The organism is Allobosea sp. P5_A5 (assembly GCF_056400625.1).
In genome coordinates this window covers 116,039-139,794 of record NZ_JBFUKY010000002.1, presented here as the reverse complement: position 1 = coordinate 139,794, position 23,756 = coordinate 116,039, and the positions used below count along the sequence as shown (strand labels likewise).

Here is a 23,756-nt window from a genome sequence, read left to right as displayed (position 1 = left end):
TGCCAGAATTGCGATCTCTTCTCATTCGCCAGAAGCGGGGGCTGACCGGGAGCCGCGAGAATTTTTGCACAGGGCCGGTCCGGCAGACTAAGACGGATTTGTGGCGCCGAGGTATTGTGTATAGGTTCGCGCGCATAAGAAACGGGAGGAAGCCATGATCGTCTGGGTCGGTATCGCCTGGTTGTTGTGCGCTGCAGTATTTCTCGAGCTGGCAGACAGGGCTCCTGCACTCGAACCTTCGGGAAGCACGAGCGCCTGAGGTTCCGGAGCGGGGCAGATAGGCCGCCCGTCGCGCTTGCGCGGCGCGCCCTTAGCTTGATCTCGTCTGCAAGAAGTCGTTAGCGCTGCCGGCAACTATCGATTGCGGGAACGACAGGCGCTCTCCATACGCTGATCCTCGGCAGCATGGCTGCCGCAGCGTTCGGGAGAAGACCATGTCGCTCGTGACTGCCGGAACCGCTGCCGCGCCTGCAGCGGATCGCGCCTTCGCAAAGGGCGCCACGCTCTCCCGCTTCATGGCCGCCAGGCAGCCGCATTGGCATTCGCAATGGGCCTGGGAGCACTACGAGGCGACGGTGGTGGGCCTGTCCCGCGACCTTGGTTTGCGTCGGGTCTGCGAAATCGGCGGCGGGCGCGATCCCTCGTTTTCGGCAGCGGAAGCCCGGCAGCACGGTTTCGACCTGATCGTCAACGACATCGACCCCGGCGAACTCGCCTTGACGCCCCTAGGGCTCGAAACGGTGTGCTTCGACATCACCGGCGACCTTGCCAAAGCGGACGTCGACAAGGCCAGCTACGACCTGATGATCTCGCGAATGGTCTTCGAGCATCTGCACGACGTGCAGCAGGCCTGGCGGAACATTCATGCCCTGCTCGCACCGGGCGGCGTGGCGCTGGCTTTCTTCCCGACCTTGTGGGCGCCGGTTTTCGCGCTCAACCATATTCTGCCGGAAAAGGCTTCCCGCGCCATCGTGCACGCGCTGTTTCCGGCGCGTCGCGACGGCGGCGGCGACCCTAAATTCCCGGCGATCTACGATTGGTGCCGCGGCAATCCCGCGACGTTGACGCCGATGCTGAACGAGGCCGGCTTTCGCGACATCCATGTCCAGCCCTTCTGGGGCCATGGCTATTTCGACGCGATGCCGGGGCTGAAACAGGCCGACCACGCCTTCAACTGGCTCGCCGCCAAGACCGGCACGACCTTCGTCACCACCTATGCCTATGTGATGGTGCGGAAGTCTCCGGACTGAGCGGCCGCCCGCGTCAGGGCTACGCGTCAGGACCTATGCCGCCGAAAAGGCCTTTCCGACGATGTCGCGGGCCTCGTCCTGAATGCGCGCCAGATGCGCCTCGTCACGGAAGCTCTCGGCATAGATCTTGTAGACCTCTTCGGTCCCCGACGGCCTGGCCGCGAACCAGCCCTCCCCCGTCACGACCTTCAAGCCCCCGATCGGCGCACCGTTGCCGGGCGCATTGCTGAGGATCGCGGTGATCGGCTCACCCGCCAGTTCCTTGGTCTCGATCTGGCTCGGCGTCAGATTCTTGAGCACGGCCTTTTGCGCGGCGGTCGCCGGCGCATCCACACGCGCATAGCAGGGCTTGCCGAGTTCGGCCGTCAGCGTCTCGTAAAGCACGCCGGGGTCGTTCCCGGTCTTGGCCGTGATCTCGGCCGCAAGCAGGCCGAGAATCAGCCCGTCCTTGTCCGTTGTCCAGACGCTGCCATCCATCCGCAGGAACGAGGCTCCGGCGCTCTCTTCACCCGCAAAGCCGAAATCGCCCGAGATCAGCCCGTCGACGAACCATTTGAACCCGACCGGCACCTCGACGAGCCTGCGCCCGAGCTTGGCCGCGACGCGGTCGATGATCGCACTCGACACCACCGTCTTGCCGATCGCCGCATCCGCCCGCCAACCCGGCCGGTTGGCGAAGAGATAGGCGCTTGCCGCCGCGAGATAGTGGTTCGGGTTCATCAGCCCGCTGCTGCGCGTGACGATGCCGTGGCGGTCGGCGTCGGTATCGTTGGCAAAGGCCACATCGAACTTGTCGCGCATGCCGATCAGGCTCGCCATCGCATAGGGCGAGGAGCAATCCATGCGGATCTTGCCGTCCCAATCCGCGGTCATGAAGCCGAAGGTCGGGTCGACCTGCTTGTCGACGATCGTCGCGTTCAGGCGATAACGGTCGATGATCGGCTGACAGTATTCGAGACCTGCCCCGCCCAACGGATCGATGCCGAGGACGATGCCGGCGCGCGCGATCGCTTCCATATCGACGATCGTCGCCAGGTCGGCGACATAGCCCGTAACGTAATCGTGGCGAAGGACGTGCTCGCTTTTCAGCGCCTTTTCGTACGGGATGCGGCTGATGCCTGCGAGCTTGGCGGTGAGGAACCCGTTCGCCTTCTTCTCGATCCACCCGGTGGCGTCGGTGTCAGCGGGCCCGCCATGGGGGGGATTGTACTTCAGCCCGCCATCGGCCGGCGGATTATGCGAGGGCGAGATCACGACGCCATCGGCGCGGCCGGACGAGCGGCCGCGGTTATAGGTCAGGATCGCATGCGAGATCACCGGCGTCGGCGTGAAGCCGAGCTTTTCGTCGATCATCGTGGTCACGCCGTTGGCGGCGAACACTTCCAGGACCGTCTCGAAAGCGTTGCGCGACAGCGCATGCGTATCGATGCCGAGGAAGAGCGGCCCGTCGATGCCTTGCTCCTGCCGGTAGAGGCAGATCGCCTGCGCCACCGCCAGAATATGCGCCTCGTTGAAGGATTTCGCGAAAGACGAGCCGCGATGGCCGGATGTGCCGAAGGCCACTTGCTGCGAGCGCTGCGAGGGGTCCGGCTGGTCGAAATAGGCTTTCTGCAACGCCGAGACATCGACGAGCATCGACGGATCCAGCCGCTTTCCGGCGTGGGGGCTCACGGTGTCGGTCATGGGAATCTCGGGTTTCAGGCCAGCTTCGTTACCGCCCGTTATAGACGGCGGCCTCGCAAAGTCGCGAGCGAAAAAGGCTGAAAAGCGGCATGCTGGGCCGCCATGAACCCGAGCGCGGATGCCTGCGGAACCCCGAGCGAGAAAAGGAACTGCCGCGTCAGCCTTCGATGACCGGAGCGCGCTCGGCCATCTCCAGGAAAATGGCAGCGCAACCGAGCCAGGCAATGCCGAGATAGATGAGCACGTAACGACACCCCGAGAAACTGATGTCGATCTAGCCCCAGAGGATTTGCGCTTCCGTGGAGCGGATTGCTCGCATTTGAACGATCCGGCGGATTTTAGCGCGCGGCCGCGATGATCGCCCAATCGCCGCGCCACAGGCCCGACCGCTCTTTGCGCGCCTGCGCGACAGCCTCGCCCAAAGCAGCCTCGGTCCCGGCGACAGGCCGGGCCCAGCCCTGCAGGACGAGCAGCCGCGCAAGTCCCCCCGAGGGCAGGCTCCCGCGTGGCGGCAGGTCGCAATCGGCCGACAACACTCCATCCGCCAGCACCTTGCGCGGCCGGCAGGTTAGGCCGCGTCCCGCGACCAGATTGTGCAGCGCCGCTCGCGCCTGAAGCCCGCAGGACCAGCGGATTTCGCCATCGCGGCAGACATCGCCCGCGCCGGGACCTTCGACGCCGGCAAGCCGCACGATATCGTCGCCATGGCGAAAGCTGGTGCCGTCGATAGAGCGCAGCGGCAGGATCTCGAACGGCGATGCCGCGGTCAGCTCGGCCCCCGGCCGCAGACGCTGCTCGGCGACGATGGCTGCCTGCATCCGCTCTTCGCGCTTGTCGGGCACGGCAGGCGCCGGTTCGGATCGCGCCGGCGCTGCTTCGCTGGAGCTGGGTGCGGCAAGCTCGGGTGGATGCGCCAGGCGCCCGCTCAATATCGCCGCCAGCACCGCAGCCAAAGTGACGGCCGCTGCGATCGACAACACCCGGCGACCGGTACCGCCGGGCCGCAGAGCTTTCCGCAGGCGGAAGACGAAAAGGGGCGTTCTCAAGATCGATTCCTGTCGCGTGACTGCGGTGCGTCACCATCCCGCCAAGGACGGCCGATAGTGTCGCCCCGAAAACCGAAGAAACGTCAAACGGGCCCCGCGCGATTGCGGCCCTCCCGCTATCCGCTCGCACTTGCAGCCGAGGCGGGTTATCATTCGCAGGCGCACAATGGCGCCGTCTGGAGTTTACGATGAAGATCGTGATGGTCGGATCAGGGTATGTCGGACTTGTGTCCGGAGCCTGCTTCGCGGATTTCGGCCATGACGTGGTCTGCGTCGACAAGGTCGAGAGCAAGATCGCGGCGCTGAAGCGCGGCGAGATGCCGATCTACGAGCCGGGGCTGGGCGATCTCGTCGAAAGCAACATGGCGGCCGGCCGCCTCTCCTTCACCACCGACCTCGCTGGCCCGGTCGAGAAGGCCGACGTCGTCTTCATCGCGGTCGGCACGCCGTCGCGCCGGGGCGATGGCTTCGCTGACCTGTCCTATGTCTATGCGGCAGCCCGCGAGATCGCAGGCGCGCTGAGCGGCCATACCGTCATCGTGACCAAATCGACCGTCCCGGTCGGCACCGGCGACGAGGTCGAGCGCATCATCCGCGACCTCAGGCCGGATGCGGAATTCGCCGTCGTCTCCAACCCGGAATTCCTGCGGGAAGGCGCCGCGATCGCCGATTTCAAGCGCCCCGACCGCATCGTCATCGGCTCCGAGGACAAGCGCTCGCAGGATGTGATGGCGGACGTCTATCGCCCGCTCTATCTCAACAGCGCGCCGATCCTGAATGTCAGCCGCCGCACCGCCGAGCTGACGAAATACGCCGCGAATGCCTTCCTCGCGACGAAGATCACCTTCATCAACGAGATGGCGGACCTTTGCGAGCAGGTCGGTGCCAATGTGCAGGACGTCGCCCGCGGCATGGGCCTGGACAACCGCATCGGCAACAAGTTCCTGCATGCGGGGCCGGGCTATGGCGGCTCCTGCTTCCCCAAGGATACGCTGGCCCTGATCAAGACGGCGCAGGATTTCGGCAGCCCGGCACGCATCGTCGAGACGGTCGCGGCCGTCAACGAGCAGCGCAAGCGGGCAATGGCGCGCAAGGTCGTCGCCGCCTGCGGCGGCAGCGTGCGCGGCAAGACGGTCGCGATCCTCGGCCTCACCTTCAAGCCCGATACCGACGACATGCGCGATGCCCCTTCCCTTTCCGTGATTGCAGCCCTTCTCGATGCCGGCGCGACCATCAAGGCCTATGATCCCGAAGGGATGGAGCAGGCCCGCACCGTGCTGCCGGCCGAGGTGACCTATTGCCGCGACGCCTACGAATGCGTCGATGGGACCGACGCCGCCGTGCTCGTCACCGAATGGAACATCTTCCGCGCGCTCGATCTCGACCGGGTCAAGACGCTGATGAACGAGCCGGTGCTGGTCGATCTGCGAAATGTCTACCGGGCCGAACAGGTCCGCGCCAAAGGCTTCACTTATGCCGATATCGGCCGCGGCGTGCTGGCGCCGACGGCCGATCGCGCCAGCGACGCGGCCTGACCGGAAACAGCTTCCACCGATCGTCCGCCGCCATACGACCCTCGCGGCATGATTCATGCCCGGCCGAAAGCCGGCATCCTTTTTTGACTGGAGCATCGCAATCTCATGACTTCGCGCCTCATCACTCCCCTGATCATGGCTGGCGGCGCCGGCACGCGCCTCTGGCCGCTATCGCGGGATTCGATGCCGAAGCAGTTCATCGCCCTGCTCGACAACGGCCTGTCGACGTTTCAGGCCACGCTGTTGCGGGTGAAGGGCGAAGGTTTCGGCAACCCGGTCATCGTCACCAACAACGAATTTCGTTTCGTCGTGGCCGAGCAGATGCGGGCCATGGGGGTCACCGGCGATATCGTACTGGAACCGGAGCGCCGCGATTCCGCGCCGGCCATCGCCATCGGCGCGCTGCTGATCGCACGTCGAGACGAGAAGACGCTCTGCCTGGCGCTTGCGGCCGATCATGTCATCCCCGATGTCGAGGCCTTCCGCCGCGACTGCCAGCGCGCGGCCGACCTCGCCGCTGACGGCCCGATCATGACCTTCGGCATCGTGCCGAGCGAGCCTGCGGTCGGCTACGGCTATATCGAGCCGGGTGATGCGCTGAAGGCCGAAGGCGCTAATACGGTCGCCCGCTTCGTCGAGAAGCCCGATGCCGAAACCGCGCGCGCTTATGTCGAGCAGGGCTTCCTCTGGAACAGCGGCAACTTCATCTTCGCCGTGGACAGGATGCTGGGCGAACTTGAGGCCTTCGTGCCCGACATGCTGGCCGCCGCAACCCGCGCATTGGACGGCGCGACGGAGGACCTCGACTTCCTGCGGCTGGAGCCGAGGGCCTTCGCCGAGGCCCCCAAGGTCTCGATCGACTATGCGGTGATGGAAAAGACCGGCCATGCCGGCGTCCTGCGCGCCAGCTTCGGCTGGTCGGATGTCGGCAGCTGGGATTCGCTGCAGGCCATTCGCCCGCAGGACGAGAGCGGTAACGTGCTCGACGGACCGGTGGTTGCGATCGGAACGACGGGTTCGCTAGTGCGAAGCGACGAGGTGCTGACCACGGTCATCGGCTTACAGGACGCGATCGTTGTCGCGACCCGCGATGCCGTGCTCGTCACCACCAAGGCGCGCGCCGCCGAAGTGAAGGGCCTGGTCGAGCGGTTGAAGAAAGAGGGCCGTCGCGAGGCGACCGAACATCTGCGGATGTATCGTCCGTGGGGTTGGTACCAGCGCATCGACATCGGCGGGCGCTTCCAGGTGAAGCGGATCAACGTCAAGCCCGGCGGGCTGCTCAGCCTGCAGAAGCACTTCCACCGCGCCGAGCATTGGGTCGTAGTTTCCGGCACTGCCGAGGTGACGCTGGACGGGACCGTCTCCCACATCCACGAAAACGAATCGATCTACCTGCCGATCGGCTGCACCCACCGGCTCGCCAACCCCGGCAAGATCCCGCTGGAGCTCATCGAGGTTCAGGTCGGCTCCTATACGGGCGAGGATGACATCGTGCGCATCGAGGACATCTACGCCCGCGCCTGAACGAAAAAGCCGGAACGCCCTCGCGGGCGTTCCGGCTCGACATTCCGTTTTGGCGCACCGCGCTATCCCGCTGGAATCGCGCTACGGTGGAGATGCAGGATCGCGGTTGAGAATTGCGAATTCACGAGCCCCCGATCGGACCGGCGACCACAAGGGTTCTGGGAGCTGAAAACGCTCGCGCCGACGGCGACACCAGCGCTTCCCGCGACCTCGCTTCGACGAAGAAATCGCCGACAGTCGTTCGACTGAGCGTCTCTCAGTAAGCCGTCTTCTGGTTGAGCACGACCAAAGCCGTGCGCATGATGATCACGATATCCAGCCAGATCGACCAATGGTTGATGTACCAGACGTCCTTCTCGATACGGGCCTTCATGCTGTCGAGATGAGGCGTCTCCCCGCGCAGGCCCTTGACCTGTGCCCAGCCGGTGAGACCGGGCTTGGCATGATGGCGCCAGGCATATTCCTCGATGAAACGCGCATAGTAGTCGTCATGCGCCACTGCATGCGGACGCGGGCCAACGATCGACATCTCGCCGCCAAGCACGTTGTAGAGCTGCGGCAGCTCGTCGAGGCTGGTGCGACGCAGGATGCGCCCGACGCGGGTGACGCGCTGGTCGTCCTTCTTGGCCTGCACGATCACCGCACCATTGTCGCTGACGGTCATCGAGCGAAACTTCAGGATCATGAAGGTCTTGCCGCCGAAACCGCGCCGCGACTGCCGAAACAGCACCGGGCCCTTGCTGTCGAGCTTGATCGCGACAGCCACCAGCAAGAAGGCCGGGCTCAACATGATCAGGCCGACCACGGCGACCGCCACATCGAGCGCCCGCTTCAACATCCGCTCGGTCAGCGAGAACGGACCGCGCTGGTATTCGGCAAGCACGAGATCTCCGACTCGTGTGACGTGCCGCTCCACGACACTGCGCGTCACGGGATCGAGCACCACGCGCACCGGCAAGGGCACGACGCGGAGGCATTCGAGAGCCTGCTCGATCTCGGGCGTCGCCGCGCGATCGGTAACGATGATGATTTCGTTGAAGCGTCCCTGCCGGGTCAGGACTTCGATCGTCTCGGTCAGTTCAGCGAGATCAGCTTCAGACGGACGCTCCGTCATGGCCAGCCATGAGACCGGGCGCAATCCCGCCTTGCGGAGCTGCCGCAGGGTCGATGCGTCGGGTGAGGACTGCGGATCGCGCTGTCCGATCCGGACGACGGCGACATTGGAGACGAAGACCAGGCCGCGATCGACGGCGCGGCGCACCAGCGCAGGCCAGGCGGCGCGCATGCCGCAGATCGCCAGGGCGCCAGAGCCCGCGAAAATCACCACGGTGAAGCGCGAAAAATCCGCTCCTGCCTTGAGCAGGAAAACCGACAGCGACAGAAACGCCAGCGTGAGGGCCCAGATCTTCAGGCCCGTCATCATGCTCGCGCGCCGGGCGTCCTGCCTCTGGGGCTCGTACGACCCGGTCAGATAGGACAGGGTCACGAAGGTGACGGCCGCGACGAAGGAGCTGTTCAGGAAGTCGAGGTTGAGCGGCTGGCCGGCTGCCCGCGTCAGCTCCTGATAGGTCAGGGTCGACGCTGCGGCCATGACCAGCAGAAATAGCGCTTCGGTGATGGCGGCCAGCGGTTCGAGGGCAAGGTAGCCGAAAGAAAAGCGGCGCTTGGCCCGCAATTCACCCTCAAGCGCATGCGACGCAATTCCGATCGTCGGCATCGCAGACATCCTCGATTTACGTTGCGTCGTTAGAATGAGCTTAAAATGCTGCAGGTGCGAAGGCAACCCGTTTTCCACTTCGCCACTGCAATCGGGCGACGACAAGGCGCCGACGCGACCTGATGATGGCGCCTCCCGCTCTGATCGTAACAGGCTGATTCTGCGCTTGAATTCGCCCTAGCTTTTGCGCTTCGGCGCTAGGTGGACGAAGTGGCCCCTTGCGTGGAGGCCCACCGGCGCGCGAACGCGGTCAGGCCCATGCCTTCGAATGCAGGAGCGATTCGGGCGAACATCTCTTCCATGTGCCGGTAGAGTGTCTCGATCGCGGCATCGTCCCGAAAGGCCGGGCTGCCTCCAGGCATGAATTCCGACGAGTGCAGCGTGAACTGGAGATAAGGCCGCTGGCGACGCAGCGTTTCGTCGAGTACGAAATGCAGGTCATCGAGGTTGCGGCCGTCCGGCCGAAACCAGACCCTGCGCTGGCCTTTGCGCCCCAGGACACGGCGCGCGAGCTCCCGGTGCAAGGGCCGCGGTTGGGCGACGATGGTCATCGGCAGCTCGATCAGGTCCGACGATCCGCGCAAGGCGATATTGCTGGCGTCGAGACGATAGGGATCGCTTGGGAAACCGGAGAAATCGGGGCCCCCGTTTCCCCCTGCGAGACCGGGATGCTCGCGCCAGGAAATCCCCGGCGTCACCGAACAATCGACCTCGTAGCCGAGCGCGATCAGCGTGCGGGCATAGGCCGCGTCGAACCCCCACCGCCCCGCCCGGTGACTGGTCATGCTGCACCCGAAAATGTCCTCGAGCACACGGGTCATCGTGGTTGCCTTGCGCCGCACCAGATCGGCCGGATATTCCGGCGCATAGGGCTGGTCGTACCAGTCGCGGCCGCCCAGTGGTTCGATCGGCGGCGTATCCCAGCCATGCAGATGCATGCCGATCTCGGCAGTGCCGCGTGCAAGAACATCGCGTCCGAACTCGCGAAAGGCGTCGTCGTTCGCCATCTCGAAATTCACGAGATAGGTCGGCAGGAAGCCATACCGTTCGCAAAGCTGCTGAAAGCGCGGCAGATAACGGGCGTTGTGCGTCGTCACCTGTTGCGGCCGGGACCAGACGTCGTCGCCTTCGGTATCGATCGCGATCAGGAAGGCGGGCTTCATCTGAAGGGCCGCCCTTGCGCGAGCGCCATGAACGCCTCGACATAGGCCCCGACCATGGCTTCGACCGAAAAGCGCGCGACCGAGCGGGGAGCGGCGTCCGCCAGCACCTGCCGCTGCGCCGGATCGGCCAAGACCACGATGGCGTCGGCGAAGGCCTCAACATTGCCCGGCGGATAAAGCCGGCCATTGACGTTGTCGTGGACGATCTCGGGAGCGCCGCCGACCTCGGCCGAGATCATCGGCACGCCCGCCGCCAAAAATTCCAGTGCCGAAAGCGGAAAAGTCTCGGAGGTGCTGCACAGGATGCCGACATCGCAAGCGCCGATCCAGGGCTTGACGTCCGCCTGCTCCCCGACGAGGTGCGCCTGCTCGCCGAGCCCCAGGCTCTGGACGGCTTCGACGATTTCGGCACGCTTGGGGCCGTCCCCGATGGCGAGCATCTGCGCCTGTATGCCGCGCGCCTTGGCCAGGGCGAGCGCACGGACGAATTCGACATGGTTCTTTTCGGAGCGCAAAGCCGCGAGGATGCCGAAGAGCGGCACGTCGTCCGCAATGCCGAGTTGCGCGCGGATCTCATGGCGATAGCGACGTGCGCGGTCGAAATGGACGAGATCGATGCCATTGGGAATGACGATCTCGTTGCGCGGCCGTGCGCCCTTGGCCCGCCAGAGCTGCTGCTGGTTGCGCCCGACATAGATCATCAGGTCGCCGAGTCGCGAAGCCCAGCGAAACAGAGGCTCCTGCGACACCTCGAAAGGCTGCATCTGTGTCGTGTGGAAGATGCAGGCGACCTTGGCATGGATGCCGCGCGCGAGCCGCTGCACCACCGAGATGATGAAAGGCGTTTGATTGATCGCCACGACGATGTCCGGCTTCAATCGCCGCATCTCGCGCCAGATCCGAGGCCAGCCGGCGGGATCGGACATGCCCTTGAGGCCAAGGATAACCGCCCCTTCGGCGCCGGCCATCGCGGTCACGGCCGGTGAAGACGCGGCGCTGTGGACCAGCACGTCGCATGGGAAACCGGCCTCGCGGAGGCGCTCGACCAGGTCGATCGCGTGGCGTTCGGCGCCGCCGAGAGCCAATGACGGAAGGTAAAACAGCAGCCGAGGCCGCGACCGGTCGGCCGTCATCAAACCCGCCCCCGCCCGGCGATGAGGCGCTGCTGGACAAACCCGATCAGCGTGCCGGCGATGACAGGCCACGCGAACGGACCGGCCGCTTGCCGCTCGACGCCCTCGCGCAGCCGCTGGCGCAAGCCAGGCGAGGTCAGCATTCGTTCCATGGCGTTCGCAAGCGCGACAGCATCCCCCGTGGTCACAAGCAGTCCACTCACTTCATCTTCGACTGCATCGATCAAACCACCGGTGGACGACGCAACGACGGGTACATGATTACCGAATGCCGCAGCAACCACTCCACTTTGCGTTGCGTTAAGATACGGCATAACCGAAAAAGTGCAAATTTGGAAGATTTTCGTGACATCCTCGGGCGGCAGGAATCTGTCGATGACAGTCACGGCTGTGTTCGAACCGATACGCGCTTCAAGGCGCTTCAGTTCAGGTCCCCGTCCCGCCAGCGTCAGCCGAAAGGCCACGCCACGCTTGCGAAGAATATCCGCCGCATCGAGAAGAACCTCCAAGCCCTTATAGGCCTCCATGCGTCCGAACATCAGGATGTGATCTTCCTGTTGTTCTTCCTGTTGCATCTTCGGCGATTCCGGCACGAGGATGACGCCATGCTGGGTCTCGACGATAGGCCGGGAATCGCCGACCTCCCCGATAAGCTGGTCGCGGCAGAAGCGTCCGTGGACGTGGAACGCCCGCGCCGACGCCCGAATATCGCGGCGGTTGCCGGCATTCGCGACGACATAAGCGGTGTCGTTGCCGGAATGGGGCGAGGGATCGTGGACCGTCAGCAGCACGGGCAGCATCCGGCCGGCCGAGCGCGCGACCCAGGCCGTCAGGGAATCGATCTGCTCCTGGATCAACAACACCTGCGAGCGGTGCGCCAGCAGACGGGCGAGCACGCCCAGCAAGGTCTTGATCCGTGCCGAACGCCCGACCGAGTCGAACGCCATGACGCGGCAGCGTCTCCGCGCCTCGGCGATGAGCGCAGGGGTGCACTCTTGCGCTAGGTTGCGCGCGTCGACCATCAAAAGCACGTCGGCCTGGTCCGACAGTGCGATGGCGAGCCGCACGCCATATTCGGCGAAATGCGGGACGAAGAGGGCAAGCCTGGGTTTAGCCACGATGCCGCCCGGCCAGGCCGAAAGCGGCAAGCGTCCTGCTCCGCTCGATCGGATTCAGCAGAAACGCGTAGACCAGCGCTCCGAAGACGAGCGTATAGGCGATACAGGACAGGATCATCGTGATGAGGTTGCGGCTGCCGACGAGGTCGCCGAGTTCGCGCGCGCCCAGCGCGACGACAACCCCCAGTAGGGCCGGCAGGACATCGCGCAGCGCGCCGGGCACGAAGCCGAGCACCTTCGAGACATAGGCGAAGCGCACGATGTTGACGAGCGCGAACGCCGCCGCGACGGAGCCGGCCGCGCCGACCTGGCCGTAGCGCGGCACGAAGACGGAGCAGAGGCAGAGCAGGAAGACGAAGCCGCCCGCAAGAATGTAATATTCCTGTCGATGCCGCCCCGTCATCGACAGGGAGTAGCCGGTCGGCGCCAGAACCGCGCTGAGCAGATGGCCGAGCGGCAGCAGGAAGCATACCTCCGGGCGGAAGTGGAAGCTCGGACCGAAGAGAAGATCGAGCCGCGTGCCGAAGATCGCGATGCCGGCGAACATGAACCCCGCCACGAGCGAGGCGAACCGCATGTAACTGACCAGCTGGCGGCGCACCCCGTCTGCATCGCCCGCGTGGTGGAGGCGGGAGATATTGGGGCCGAGCGACTGGCTCGCCGCCAGCGGGTAGAACTGGATCAGCTGCGCGATGGTGGCGAGCGCGGTATATTCGCCGACGCTGCGCGCGTCCGCATAGGCCCCCAGGAACAGCACATCGACGAGCCGCATCATGCTGTAGACGAACAGCGCGAGGCACATCCAGGCCGATTCCTTCAGGATCCCGCGCGCTTCCTTCCAGGCCTCCCTTGAGGAAACGGCAGGTTGCGTCGGCTCGATCCGGCGCTGCGTCAGCCGGTTATGCAGGAACAGCGCACTCGCGCTGAAGACGACCTGCAGCGTGTTGATCGTCACCATCGTGCCGACCGTCGGCGACAGGAAGACCGCGGCCCCGACCATCAGCAGCCGCAATGCCGCTTGGAAATATTGGTTGAGAATCGCAAACAGCGCCGCCTGCCCGCGCGCCCTGTAGATTGCGCCCAGGATCGCGATGTCTGCGGCGAACGGCAAAGCCAGCAGGGCGACGATCAGCAGCGAATGGAAATTCTCGTAAGGGTAGAGCTTGTCGATGACGTCCCGCCCCAACAGCGGAACGCCGATCGCCAGCGAAAACCCGATGGTCGCCGTCAGCAGCCGCAGCCGAAGGACAGCCGCCTTCAGCTTGGCGTCATTGGGATCGGTGCGGCCGGCGTGTTTGAGCAGGGCGGCGTCGAGGCCCAGCGGAGCGACCAGGGCGAGCGTAGCGAAGATCGTCCGCAGCAGGTTGACCAGACCATAGCCATCCGAACTCAGCATTCGGGCGATGATCATCGAGGTGATGAACGTCAGTCCGAGCTGGGCAATCTGCCCGCCCATGACGACGTGGACCTCGAAACGTCTCAACCTGCTCAAGAAAGGAATCCCCATATCGCGGCGCGAGCGCGACATAGCATATTGCATTGCAGCGTAACCATGGCGATGGCCGGTTATTCGCCGCGCCGACGCCGGGACATGCTGACGTCAAGACATGCCAACGTCAGGACACGATCGCCCTAGCAGTCATTCTCGACCGCCAGGTGGCGGCCGATCACCGAAAGCCGCTGACCGAAAGCTGGGCTTGCGTGGAGTTGCCCCTCGAGCCGGGGCTGCCAACGCCTCCGGTCGACCCGTTGAGGAGGGCGCCGGAACGGAAGCCGTAATTCAGCGGATCAGTGCCCCGGTGGTTGCCGCCACCAGGCGTCGCGAAGCCGTCGACAGGGGCGGACGGCACGGAAACGGCTTCGACGGCGCGATCCCCGACGATCGTCGCGAATGCCTTGGCAACATCGGTGTTGTTGGCCTCAAGAACCGCCTTCTGGATCGCGGCAGCGGCGGCCGGGTCCTGCCGGACGCAAATCTGCGCCGCGGAGCCGAGGCCGAGACCGACGGCCATGGCCTGGTCGCCGGCGGCTGTCTTGATCATCTTGTCGAGCGGGGCAAGGCTGGCAGGATCGGAAGCGACGAGATTGCGGATGCGCGACGCGGCAGCGCCGCCGCCTTCATCGGCAGCGCCGAAAAGCAGATCGGGCGCGGCGGTATAGCGGGAGATATCGTCGGCTTTCATCGCAGCAGCCGGCACGACACAGGCGCTCCAGGCCAGCTGAGGGCTCAAAGCGAGGGCAAAGCCCAAAACGATCAATGATTTCACGGAATTAAAACCCGACACGCTGCAACCTCACCGCGGACAGTCAGCGGTCTTATCAACAAACGCAGCTCCAGCGCAATTGATGCCGCCTGGAAAGTTTTTATTAAGCTTAGCGCGCCGGCTTGAAACCGAGCAGCATAATCCCGGCCAACGCCCGAAGACGGCGATCCAGCACGGGCGATCGCGGCTTACCGAGTCGACGCCATGCCGCGATGGCGGCCTCGATGGCGATTCCCGCCGCTGGTGGCAAAAGCGATACGCTGTTTCCCCGCCGCAGGACGACGCGGCAGCGCGAAAGTCCGGTTGCGACGAAGGTCTGCCGAAGCGTGCGGTAGCTGTATTCCTGCAGGTGAAAGCCGCAGGCCTGCTCGGAAAAATACTGCGAGATGTCGTGGGGGCCGCTCGCCGCATTGGGCGTCACGCACAGATACGCCCCGCCCGGCGCCAGAACGCGGACGATCTCCCGCAATTGCCGGAGCCCATCCTCGGGATGGAGATGCTCCATCAACTGGTTGCTGTAGACAAAATCGAAGCTATCGGCCTCGAAAGGCAGGTGGATACCGTCGATCTTGACGAAGGCGAAGCCCTCCGGCTTCGTGCCGCTCGCCAGCACGGCATCGCTGACGTCGATCGCGGTGACGGTTCGACAATGGCTCGCGAAGCCCAGGCTCACCCGCGCGTCCCCCGCCCCGATCTCGGCGAAACGCGCGCCCGCCGGCACGAGCCGCTTCAGCAGGGAGAGCTGCCTTTCGACATCGCCCTGCCCGTCCGTCCGCGTCCGCTGCGGATGATCCGCGATGGCCTCGAACAACGCGTCGTAGACCTCGGGGTAGAGGCCCGCGCGTTGGTCCGGCGCGGCGAAGCGCAGCCTGTCGGCCAGCGCTCGTTCGATGTCGAAATGCGCCGCTAGCCGTTCGGCAGAGCGTTTCTCGCCCGTCAAAGCGGCGATCTCTAGCCAATGCGGCTTAATCGCCGTCGGGCTTCTCGGGGGTGATGGCTCCATGGCGCCTATATAGCGCCTAGGGCTCAGTTCCGAAACGACCGCCGCAGCGAGTCCTCGAGCGGCGAGATCAGGTAGTTCAGCGCCGTGCGTTCACCTGTCGCGATCATCGCATCGGCCGGCATCCCGGCAACCAGGTTGGAGCGGTAGGGCTCCGCCAGCGCGTTGCGATCCAGCGCAATGAGGCCGAGGAAATAGGGCTGCCGGCTCGTCTCATCCGTCATGCGGTCTCGCGAAAGCGAGCGCAGCACGCCCTCGGCACGCGGCAGATTGCGGCCATGGAAGCCTCCGAACCGAATTTCAGCGGTCTGTCCGACCCGCAGATGCTCGATCTCGTTGACCGGCAGTTGCACCTGCACGAGCAGGTTCGGGCTGTCGGGTACGATCTCCATCAGCGACTCGGCCGGGCGCACCACCTGCCCGACGGAAAATACCTTGACCGCTTGGATGGTGCCGGAGCGCGGCGCCGTGATCGTCGTGCGCGTCAGGATGTCGCGGCCGATCGCGATGCGGTCCCGCAGTTCGCCGAGCTTCTGGCGAACTTCGAGCAGCTGGGCCGAAACCTCTTCCTGAAACTTCTGCCGGATCTGCGACAGCTGCAGCCGTGCCTCATTTTGTCCGTTCGCCGCCTTGGCGATATCCGCCGTGGCGCGGCCGACGATGCCTTCCAGACGGGCGCGTTCGCGCTCGAGCTGCAGCACCCGGCCGACCTGAATCAGCCCCTTGTCGCGCAGCGCCCGCATGCCGACGAGCTCGTCGTTGACGTAGACTAGCTGGTTTTCGGTCGATTGCTTCTCGACGCGGACGCCGGCCGATTCAGTATCCAGCTGGGTGATCTTGGCGTTGATCAGGTCGGCCTGGCCGGACAGCGAGGCCTTGCGCTCGCGGAACTGGATTTGCTGATCGCGCATCAGGCGGGACACCGCCGGCTCGTCGCGGCGCAGCTCCAGCTCGGCTGGCATGGTGATGGCATTCGAGCCGTCGAGTTCGGCGACCAGCCGGGCTTCGAGCGCGCCCGCCCCGTCGATCTGGCCGCGCAGGAGATCAACCGTCGACTGCGCCTGCACGGTCGAGAGCTTGAGGAGCACGTCGCCGGCCTTGACCGTCTGGCCTTCGCGAACGGGAACCTCGCTGACGATGCCGCCTTCGAGATGCTGGATAACCTTGCGATTGTCCTCGATCACGACCATGCCGGCCGCCACCACGGCGCGATCCAGCGGCGCAATCGCGGCCCAGGTGCCCAAGCCACCGAAGGTCGTCGCGATCACGACGTAGCCCACGAGCGCCGAGCGGCGCCAGGACGAAACCCTGGGCGCGGGCAATGCTGATGTCGGGCTCATATCGGCGCCTCCGCTCAAGCCGCGATCGCGGGCGGCGGCGAAGAGATGCGCATCATCACCTCGTCTCGCCCGCCGCGCGATTGAATCTGGCCGTCGACCATGACGATGATCTCGTCGACGGCCGCGAGCACGCTCGCCGCATGGGTGATCACGACGATCGTCGTGCCGATGCCTCGGAAACGTTCGATCGCGAGAAGCAGCGCCTGCACCCCGTCGAGGTCGAGGCTGGCATTCGGCTCGTCGAGGACGACCAGCGAAGGCAGGCCGAAAAAGGCGCGCGCCAGGCCGATCCGCTGCTTCTGCCCGCCCGAAAGCATGGTGCCGCCATCACCGATCTGCGTGTTGTAGCCATCCGGCAGGGTCTGGATCATCTCATGGCAACCCGCGAGCCGGGCGATATCGACGATCTTCGCGTCGTCCGCCGGCTGGAAACGGGCAATGTTCTCCGCGACGGTGCCGGCGAAAAGCTCGACGTCCTGCGGCAGGTAGCCGATATGCGGCCCGAGTTTCTGCGGGTCCCAATGGCTGAGTTCCGCCCCGTCGAGCCGCACGGTGCCGGCCGCGGGCCGCCAGATGCCGCAGATGACCCGGGCGAGGCTGGATTTGCCCGCTGCGCTGGGACCGATCACGCCGAGCACCTTGCCGGCATCGAGCCGCAGGCCGACGCCGCGCAGGCTCGCCTTCGTCTGGCCCGGTGCTCCGGCAACGACGTTGTCCAGTTCGAGGCGCCCGGTCGGCCGGGGCAGATCGATCCGCCGCTCTTCTTGACCCGCCACCGCCATGAGATGTCGCAGCCGGCTCAGCGCGCCGCGTGCGGCGGTCAAACCCTTCCAGTTCCCGACGACGCCTTCGACAGGCGCGAGCGCTCGGCCGATGATGATCGAGGCCGCGATCATCGAGCCCGGCGTGATCTGCCCGTTGATGGCGAGATAAGCGCCCATTCCGAGGATCATCGTCTGGAGGAACATCCGCACGAATTTCGCGGCCGAGCCGATCATGCCGGCCCGGTCGCCGGCGCGGACGCTGGAGGCGAGCACGTCGGAATGCCGCGCCGACCAGAGGCTGCGGATGGCGCCGAGCATGCCCATGGCCTGGATGGTATCGCCATTGCGCAAGGCCGCGACGGCATAGCCGTTCGCCCGGCTGGAAGCGCGCGAGGCGTCGGCCAGATGCCGCGTCGTCGCCACCTCCTGCAGAAGCGTCAGGAGCACGATCAGGACCGCGCCACCAATGGCCAGGAACCCGAAATAGGGGTGCAGCACGAAGCACGCGGCCAGGAAGATCGGGACCCATGGCGCATCGCACAGGATGATGGCGCCGGCACCCGTCGCGAATTCGCGCAGCGTATCGACATCGCGCAAGGCCTGGCCGCCCTGGGCATCCCCGCGCATCATGTTGGTGCGATGCACCGCCTGAAAGACTGGCTCGGCAATCAAGCGGTCGAATTCCAGTCCGGCGCGCGTCAGGATGCGCTGCCGCAGCATTTCAAGCCCGGCATAGACCAGCAGGAGATAGGCGGCGAGCAGCGTCAATCCGACCAGCGTCGTCTCGCTGCGGCTCGGGATCGCCCGATCATAGATCTGCAGCATGTAGAGCGGGCTGACGAACAGCAGCAGGTTGATGAAGAAGCTGAAGACCAGCGCCGTCGTCAGAGCCGGAAGCAGGGCCCGGAACGCCGAGGACAGCGGAGTTGGCCAGCCGATATCGCTTCGAATACTCATGGATACGCCTGTCATCGCAGGCGTTCACGCTTTCACAGAAAGCTTAAGGGAATCCGCATTCGCCTGCAGGAGAGCGTGCGGCATAGCCGCGCGAGGACGCGTCCGTCAGCGCTCGCTCGCGCTCGCCCTTTGACGGGTGCGACCGATCGCCGCCTCATAGACGGACAGGGTTTTGGCCGCGCTCTCCCGCCAGGCAAGCGTCGTCCGGGCGGTTTCGAGCGCGCCGGTCGACAGGCGTTCGATCAACCCCGGCTCCGACATCAGCCGCGCCATCGCATCGGCAAGGCCGGCGGCGTCGCTCGGCTCGACCACAAGTCCGTTGGCCTCGTGATCGACGATCTCCGTCATCGCGCCCACGCGGGAGACGATCACCGGTCGTCCCGCCGCGAGCGCATAGGCCGCGACACCGCTTTGGGTGGCATCGGTGTAGGGCATGACGGTGGCACCCGCCGCCGCGAACGTCCCCGGCACCTCCTCCGCAGGCACGAAGCGCTCGTCGAGCACGACGTTCGGCATTTGCGCGATGCGCGCCCGGTATCGGTCGAGATCGGGGCCTGTCCCGGCGACCCGGATCGGCGGCGTCAGTCCACGTTGACGCATGAGGTCGGCTGCATCGAGCAGCACGCCGAGACCCTTATAGGCCTGGATGCGTCCGAAGAAGAGGAAGCCCTTCTCGGCCGAGGCCGGACCCGCCACGCCCTCGAAATCGCCGAGCACCCCGTGCACGACGGCATGGGTGCGACCGGCGCTGCTGGGCAGCAGCGTCGTCAGATCAGAGATCAGGCTCCGACCATGAACGATCAACGCGTCGGCATTGCTGCGCAGCCGCTCCGTCGGCCATTGGCCCCGCCGGCGAGCCCGCATATCGGCTCCGGAATGTGGCTTCGGATCGTGAACGGTGAGGACGAAGGGGTTGAGCCTGAAGCCGAGCAGCCAGCTTGCCAGCAGCGTCCAAGGCGCCGCCTCCTGCGCATGAACGACATCGGGCCGGAAGGCGCGGACGGCGCGCGCCATGCGCCAGCCATCGGCCAACGCCGCCTTGCGGACCGGGCGTCGATGCAGATGGACCGCCACCCCCGAAGCCGCCAGGCGCGCCTTCAAGATCGAAGACAGCTCGTTGCCGACATTGAAGGCCGAGAGATGAAGTTCGACCGTGTGGGCACGGGCCAGCTCGATGGCAAGGCGGACGGTGTATTCCGCGTAATGCCAGGAGATCAGAGAAATACGCAGCGCTTCGTCCTCGCTCAAGTCCAGGCCCGCTCTATGCATAACTCGAGCCGCCCGCAACCCGCCCGAAGCGCGGTGCCAGGATGCGCCGGGCGATTCACACCGGACATCATCCTTGACGCGGCACAGGCTATCGTCATGAGTGCGGTTGCGTGTCCGCAAACTGAGATAGGCCTGTGACGCTTTTAAGACCATCGCCTCAGATTGATTCGGCCCCAGGCGGACATCAGACGGCAGCGTTATCCCCCAATCTTTCTCTTTATATCGATGCGCTCCGGGTGCTCGCTGCACTTGCGGTGTTCGCCGGGCATATCGGGGAAATCTATCTGGCGAACCGTGGACCGAGCGCAATATTTGCTCACGCGCGGGAAGCGGTCGCGGTATTCTTTGTCCTGTCGGGCATGGTCATCGCGTTCGTCGTCTCCAACAAGGAGAAAGATGCGCGAACCTACGCGACCGCCCGCGTTTCGCGCATCGTTCCAGTCGCCGTGCTGGCCCTGCTCGTCACTCTGGCCTGCGATATCATAGGCAGCGCGATCGACCCCGGCTTCTATCGCGGGCTCGGCTTTTTCGAGGGAAACAACCCGCTCGCTGCCCTCTCCTACCTGACCTTCACCAACCAGCTCTGGTTCGTCCACATCGTCTTCGGCAGCAACGAGCCCTATTGGTCGCTGGGCTTTGAAGTCTGGTATTATGTGCTGTTCGGTCTGGCCTGCTTTGCGGCGCCGCGCTGGCGGCTGGCGTTCATCGCGCTTTGGGCGGCGATCGTCGGCCCCAAGATCTTGATGTATCTGCCGCTCTGGCTCCTGGGCGTCGCGACCTACAGGCTCCAGCGCCACCCGCGCTTTTCGCTGCCGACCATCGTGGGCATCGCGATCTTCGTGCTGACGCTGCCGATCTATGTCTATCTGCGCCGCTATTACGGGCCGATGGCGACGACGATGTATCACGGCTTCGGAGTTGGGCAGGAGGTGATCAACCTGGCTTATTTCCATGCCATAGGGCTGCTGGTCAGCCTCAATATCCTCGCCTTTGCCTCTTTGTTCGGGCGACTGAAGCCGCCGCCTGCCCCCGTCGGAAAGGCCATCCGCTGGACAGCGGGAGCGAGCTTCACGCTCTATCTCGTGCACCTGCCCCTGCTGCTGATGCTGCGGGCGGCCTTTCCCTCGGTCGTCTCGTCACCCATGGCGGCCGCGTTCGCCGCGATGGCCGCATTGACCATCGTGCTGCTGCTGGCGGAGGTCGCGGAGCGGCGCAAGCGCGTCTATCAAGGCGGCTCCCGGCGGCTGGTCGACATCGTCGCGGACCGGCTTGGGCTGGGCTAGGAGCGGGCAACGCACCCGCAGCATATTTCCGTCACAGCTCGGGCCGAGAAGAATCCCCTGACCGGAAGGGGTGATGCCGTGGATCGACGTCTGTTTTTGAGCACTTTGCTGGCCGGCCCCCTCGCCGGCAGCCTCCCTGCTGGAGCCGTCACGCCCGCTTCAGGGATGCGACGCGGGATGAACATCCACCACCTGCTGAACTGGCCGGCCGCACACGGTCAAGGAGCGTCCCTCAGCTACCAGATGCCGCCCTTCGCCGACCCCGGTCATCAGATGTCCGACGGCGAGATCGCGACACTCGCAGCCCATTTCGATTTCGTGCGGCTGACGGTCGACCCCGCGATCCTGATCACATTGACGGGCCAGAGCCGCGCCGCGTTATTTGATACCATCCTGCGCACGAGCGCCCGCTTCCTCACCCGCAACATGCGGGTGATCGTCGATCTCCATCCAATCAGCCAGAACCCGGCCTATGACCCGGCCGTTATCGTGAAGGACATCAACGCGCCGGCCTTCGCCGCCTACATGGCGGCGGCGGCCGATCTTGCCGGCGCGCTGGCCGCTCAGCGCTCGGAGGGCTTGATCCTCGAGCTGATGAACGAGCCGCGGCTGATGTCCCTGGATCAGGCGCCGATCTGGCAGGCGATGATCGGCAGGCTGCACGACGCCGCGCGCCGCCGGGCGCCGGAACTGCCGCTGATGATATCGGGACTGCAAGGCGGCAGCATCGGCGGATTGACGCGCCTCGACCCGACCGCCTTCAAGGGCGGGCCGGTCTATTACACCTTCCACTATTACAACCCCTACCCGTTCACCCATCAGGGTGTCGGCAACGATGCGACGCAATATCTGAAGGGTGTCCGCTGGCCGACGCAAGCAGCGCAAGCCAAGACGCTGTCCGGCGACGCCGGAGCGCGTCTCCAGGCCGAGATTCCGGATGACGGCAAGCGCACCACGTCGCTTGCCTCCGTCAATCGGCTGCTCGGCACGATGGGCATCGGGCGCGATAGCGACGCGATCGAAGCCGATTTCGGCAATGCCGCAGCCTGGGCGAAGGCCCACGCGATCCCTGCGAACCGGATCGTGCTGGGTGAATTCGGCTGCGTCGTCGCCGCGCCGCAGCAGGACCGGCTCGCCTGGCTGCAGAGTGTGCGTCAGGCGGCGGAGCGCTTCGGCTTCCCCTGGTGTTACTGGGCCTACAAAGGCTATGGCGGCATGGGGCTGGTCGACGAAAACGCGGCCAACCCGGCCTCCCCGATCATGAAGGCGCTCGGCGTCTGAAAGCGCCTCCCGACGGGATCAGCCGGCAGCAGCCGGCCTGATCTGATGTTTCGCCAGTCGGAATTCGCTACGGAAGGCGCTGACCGGCGAGCGCGGCAGCGTCATCAGCCCGAAGAACGCGCAGAAGCTGATGATACCGTCGAAGCCCGTGGCGATCAGCACATTAGATTCGACGAAGGACTGCACCAGCGCCGCGACCAGCACCGCCAGCAGGAATTCGATGCAGGCGCGGTCCCGCTTGTCGACGAAGGGCATCCATTCGAAGCCGTTCCGGATCGCGACCAGATTGGGAATCGCAAACAGCACGGCGCCGATCATGCCCATGTCGAGCAACAGCGAGAGATAGCCGCTCTCGGGCCCGAGCGTCGCGCCGAACATCACAAAGGTTCGGTCGGTGAAACCGCTGCCGCCCAAGGTCTGGTAGCCGTTCCCGACCCAAGGGTGCTCCCAGAAATAATCGAGCGCCATGTCCCAGATCGCCGTCCGACCGGTCAGCGTCGAGTCGCGGCCGAGCAGGTCGAAGAACGCATCGCCGAACATGTAGAACGCGATCACGCCCAAGCCGATGAAGCAGGCCAGGAAGATCAGGGCGTTCAGCAGCCCGAAGGCGCGCACCATCAGGAAGAAGCCGTAGCAGCTCGCCAGCGTCACCGCGGCCATGATGCCGGTTGCCGATTGCGCCATCGCCAGGCAGATCAGTCCGCAGATCTGCGCTACCCCCCAGAAGATCCTGCTGCCGCCGCAAAGCCAGGAATAACCGAACAGCAGCACGGTGCCATAGGCCGCCCAGGGGCCGAGCATGTTCTTGTGGGCGAAGATGCCCCGCCAGCGACCGACATGGTTGAACTGCTGTAGCTCCAGCCCGTCATGGATGCCGATCTTCGGGAAGACGAGCGCGACAAAGACGCTGAGAATGCAAATCCAGGCGATGATGTAGAGGCAGGTCTTGATGGTCAGGAGCAATCCGATGCGAAACATCAGCATCGCCAGTGCGAGCCAGAGCGCGCACATCACGATCGCATTGCGCGCCGCTTCCTTGCTGTCGTCGGCCCACATGAACGACATCAGCGCCATGATGGCGAAGGGGGCATAGAGCCACGGAATTTTCGAAAGCGCCCATTTGATGCCGGCACCGTAAGCGACCGTCAAGATCGCCAATCCGCAGAACAGCAGCCGCAGCCACGGCAGCATGCTCCCGATCGGATCGACCAGATTGTCCTTGGTCATGTAGAGGTGGTTGTAGAACACGTCCCGGCCGATGGCGCCGTAGCTCAGGAAGATGAGCACGAACAGCGTCACGAGGACCGCCCGCTCGGTCGTCGCGGAGTGGATGATCTTGTTGTCCGGCAGCAAGGGCTGCACGGCCAGGGCCAGCTTCGGCCGAGGGATCGAGCGGCGGCGAGGCGAGGGCTGGGCTTCGATGCTCATC

At 65.1% G+C, this 23,756-nt stretch carries 18 protein-coding genes; 5 read left to right on the top strand and 13 right to left on the bottom strand.

The window, feature by feature from the left end:
* Window positions 1–434: 434 nt before the first annotated feature.
* Window positions 435–1,250, top strand: coding sequence for a class I SAM-dependent methyltransferase (locus AC1DR6_RS04225; protein WP_476827945.1), 816 nt, complete (start codon window positions 435–437; stop codon window positions 1,248–1,250).
* A 33-nt stretch (window positions 1,251–1,283) separates the two neighbouring features.
* On the opposite strand, the gene pgm is transcribed toward AC1DR6_RS04225, so the two are convergent.
* Together pgm and AC1DR6_RS04215 are read right to left on the bottom strand one after the other, a co-directional pair.
* Window positions 1,284–2,933 (bottom strand): phosphoglucomutase (alpha-D-glucose-1,6-bisphosphate-dependent), encoded by a 1,650-nt coding sequence (gene pgm, locus AC1DR6_RS04220; RefSeq protein WP_476827944.1) that lies wholly within the window; start codon window positions 2,931–2,933, stop codon window positions 1,284–1,286.
* A 338-nt stretch (window positions 2,934–3,271) separates the two neighbouring features.
* Window positions 3,272–3,979 (bottom strand): thermonuclease family protein, encoded by a 708-nt coding sequence (locus AC1DR6_RS04215; protein ID WP_476827943.1) that lies wholly within the window; start codon window positions 3,977–3,979, stop codon window positions 3,272–3,274.
* A gap of 188 nt (window positions 3,980–4,167) precedes the next feature.
* Here AC1DR6_RS04215 and AC1DR6_RS04210 point away from each other — a divergent pair, with 188 nt between their 5' ends.
* Window positions 4,168–5,514: a UDP-glucose dehydrogenase family protein gene (locus AC1DR6_RS04210; protein ID WP_476827942.1), complete on the top strand. Its 1,347-nt coding sequence runs from the start codon at window positions 4,168–4,170 to the stop codon at window positions 5,512–5,514.
* Between the two features lie 105 nt (window positions 5,515–5,619).
* Window positions 5,620–7,038, top strand: a complete 1,419-nt coding sequence (locus AC1DR6_RS04205) for a mannose-1-phosphate guanylyltransferase/mannose-6-phosphate isomerase (RefSeq protein WP_476827941.1) — start codon at window positions 5,620–5,622, stop codon at window positions 7,036–7,038.
* A gap of 256 nt (window positions 7,039–7,294) precedes the next feature.
* On the opposite strand, the gene AC1DR6_RS04200 is transcribed toward AC1DR6_RS04205, so the two are convergent.
* The 10 genes from AC1DR6_RS04200 to AC1DR6_RS04155 form a co-directional block, all read right to left on the bottom strand.
* The gene (locus AC1DR6_RS04200; RefSeq protein ID WP_476827940.1) at window positions 7,295–8,755 is read right to left on the bottom strand and encodes an undecaprenyl-phosphate glucose phosphotransferase; all 1,461 of its coding nucleotides are present in this window, start codon (window positions 8,753–8,755) and stop codon (window positions 7,295–7,297) included.
* Between the two features lie 197 nt (window positions 8,756–8,952).
* Entirely contained in the window at window positions 8,953–9,918 is a 966-nt protein-coding gene (locus AC1DR6_RS04195) for a polysaccharide deacetylase family protein (protein WP_476827939.1), read from the bottom strand.
* The gene (locus AC1DR6_RS04190; protein WP_476827938.1) at window positions 9,915–11,051 is read right to left on the bottom strand and encodes a glycosyltransferase; all 1,137 of its coding nucleotides are present in this window, start codon (window positions 11,049–11,051) and stop codon (window positions 9,915–9,917) included. Before AC1DR6_RS04190 ends, AC1DR6_RS04195 begins: the two co-directional genes overlap by 4 nt.
* On the bottom strand, window positions 11,051–12,199 hold the full coding sequence (locus AC1DR6_RS04185; RefSeq protein WP_476827937.1) for a glycosyltransferase: 1,149 nt from the start codon (window positions 12,197–12,199) through the stop codon (window positions 11,051–11,053). The genes AC1DR6_RS04190 and AC1DR6_RS04185 overlap by 1 nt, the downstream gene beginning before the upstream one ends.
* On the bottom strand, window positions 12,162–13,661 hold the full coding sequence (locus tag AC1DR6_RS04180; protein ID WP_476827936.1) for an oligosaccharide flippase family protein: 1,500 nt from the start codon (window positions 13,659–13,661) through the stop codon (window positions 12,162–12,164). The genes AC1DR6_RS04185 and AC1DR6_RS04180 overlap by 38 nt, the downstream gene beginning before the upstream one ends.
* Window positions 13,662–13,836: 175 nt before the next feature.
* Window positions 13,837–14,352 carry a hypothetical protein gene (locus AC1DR6_RS04175; protein ID WP_476827935.1) on the bottom strand — a complete coding sequence of 172 codons (516 nt, stop codon included), beginning with the start codon at window positions 14,350–14,352 and terminating at the stop codon, window positions 13,837–13,839.
* A gap of 190 nt (window positions 14,353–14,542) precedes the next feature.
* Entirely contained in the window at window positions 14,543–15,373 is an 831-nt protein-coding gene (locus AC1DR6_RS04170) for a class I SAM-dependent methyltransferase (RefSeq protein WP_476827934.1), read from the bottom strand.
* An 86-nt stretch (window positions 15,374–15,459) separates the two neighbouring features.
* The gene (locus AC1DR6_RS04165; RefSeq protein WP_476827933.1) at window positions 15,460–16,773 is read right to left on the bottom strand and encodes an HlyD family type I secretion periplasmic adaptor subunit; all 1,314 of its coding nucleotides are present in this window, start codon (window positions 16,771–16,773) and stop codon (window positions 15,460–15,462) included.
* Window positions 16,774–16,787: 14 nt separating this feature from the next.
* Window positions 16,788–18,494 carry a type I secretion system permease/ATPase gene (locus tag AC1DR6_RS04160; RefSeq protein WP_476827932.1) on the bottom strand — a complete coding sequence of 569 codons (1,707 nt, stop codon included), beginning with the start codon at window positions 18,492–18,494 and terminating at the stop codon, window positions 16,788–16,790.
* A gap of 105 nt (window positions 18,495–18,599) precedes the next feature.
* Entirely contained in the window at window positions 18,600–19,742 is a 1,143-nt protein-coding gene (locus tag AC1DR6_RS04155; RefSeq protein ID WP_476827931.1) for a glycosyltransferase family 4 protein, read from the bottom strand.
* Window positions 19,743–19,897: 155 nt separating this feature from the next.
* On the opposite strand from AC1DR6_RS04155, the gene AC1DR6_RS04150 reads away from it, so the two are divergent.
* On the top strand, window positions 19,898–21,046 hold the full coding sequence (locus tag AC1DR6_RS04150; RefSeq protein WP_476827930.1) for an acyltransferase family protein: 1,149 nt from the start codon (window positions 19,898–19,900) through the stop codon (window positions 21,044–21,046).
* 177 nt (window positions 21,047–21,223) lie between these two features.
* Window positions 21,224–22,327, top strand: a complete 1,104-nt coding sequence (locus AC1DR6_RS04145) for a glycoside hydrolase family 5 protein (protein ID WP_476827929.1) — start codon at window positions 21,224–21,226, stop codon at window positions 22,325–22,327.
* 18 nt (window positions 22,328–22,345) lie between these two features.
* Here the strand turns inward: AC1DR6_RS04145 and AC1DR6_RS04140 are convergent, their stop codons facing one another.
* On the bottom strand, window positions 22,346–23,755 hold the full coding sequence (locus tag AC1DR6_RS04140; RefSeq protein ID WP_476827928.1) for an O-antigen ligase family protein: 1,410 nt from the start codon (window positions 23,753–23,755) through the stop codon (window positions 22,346–22,348).
* Between the last annotated feature and the right edge of the window lies 1 nt (window position 23,756).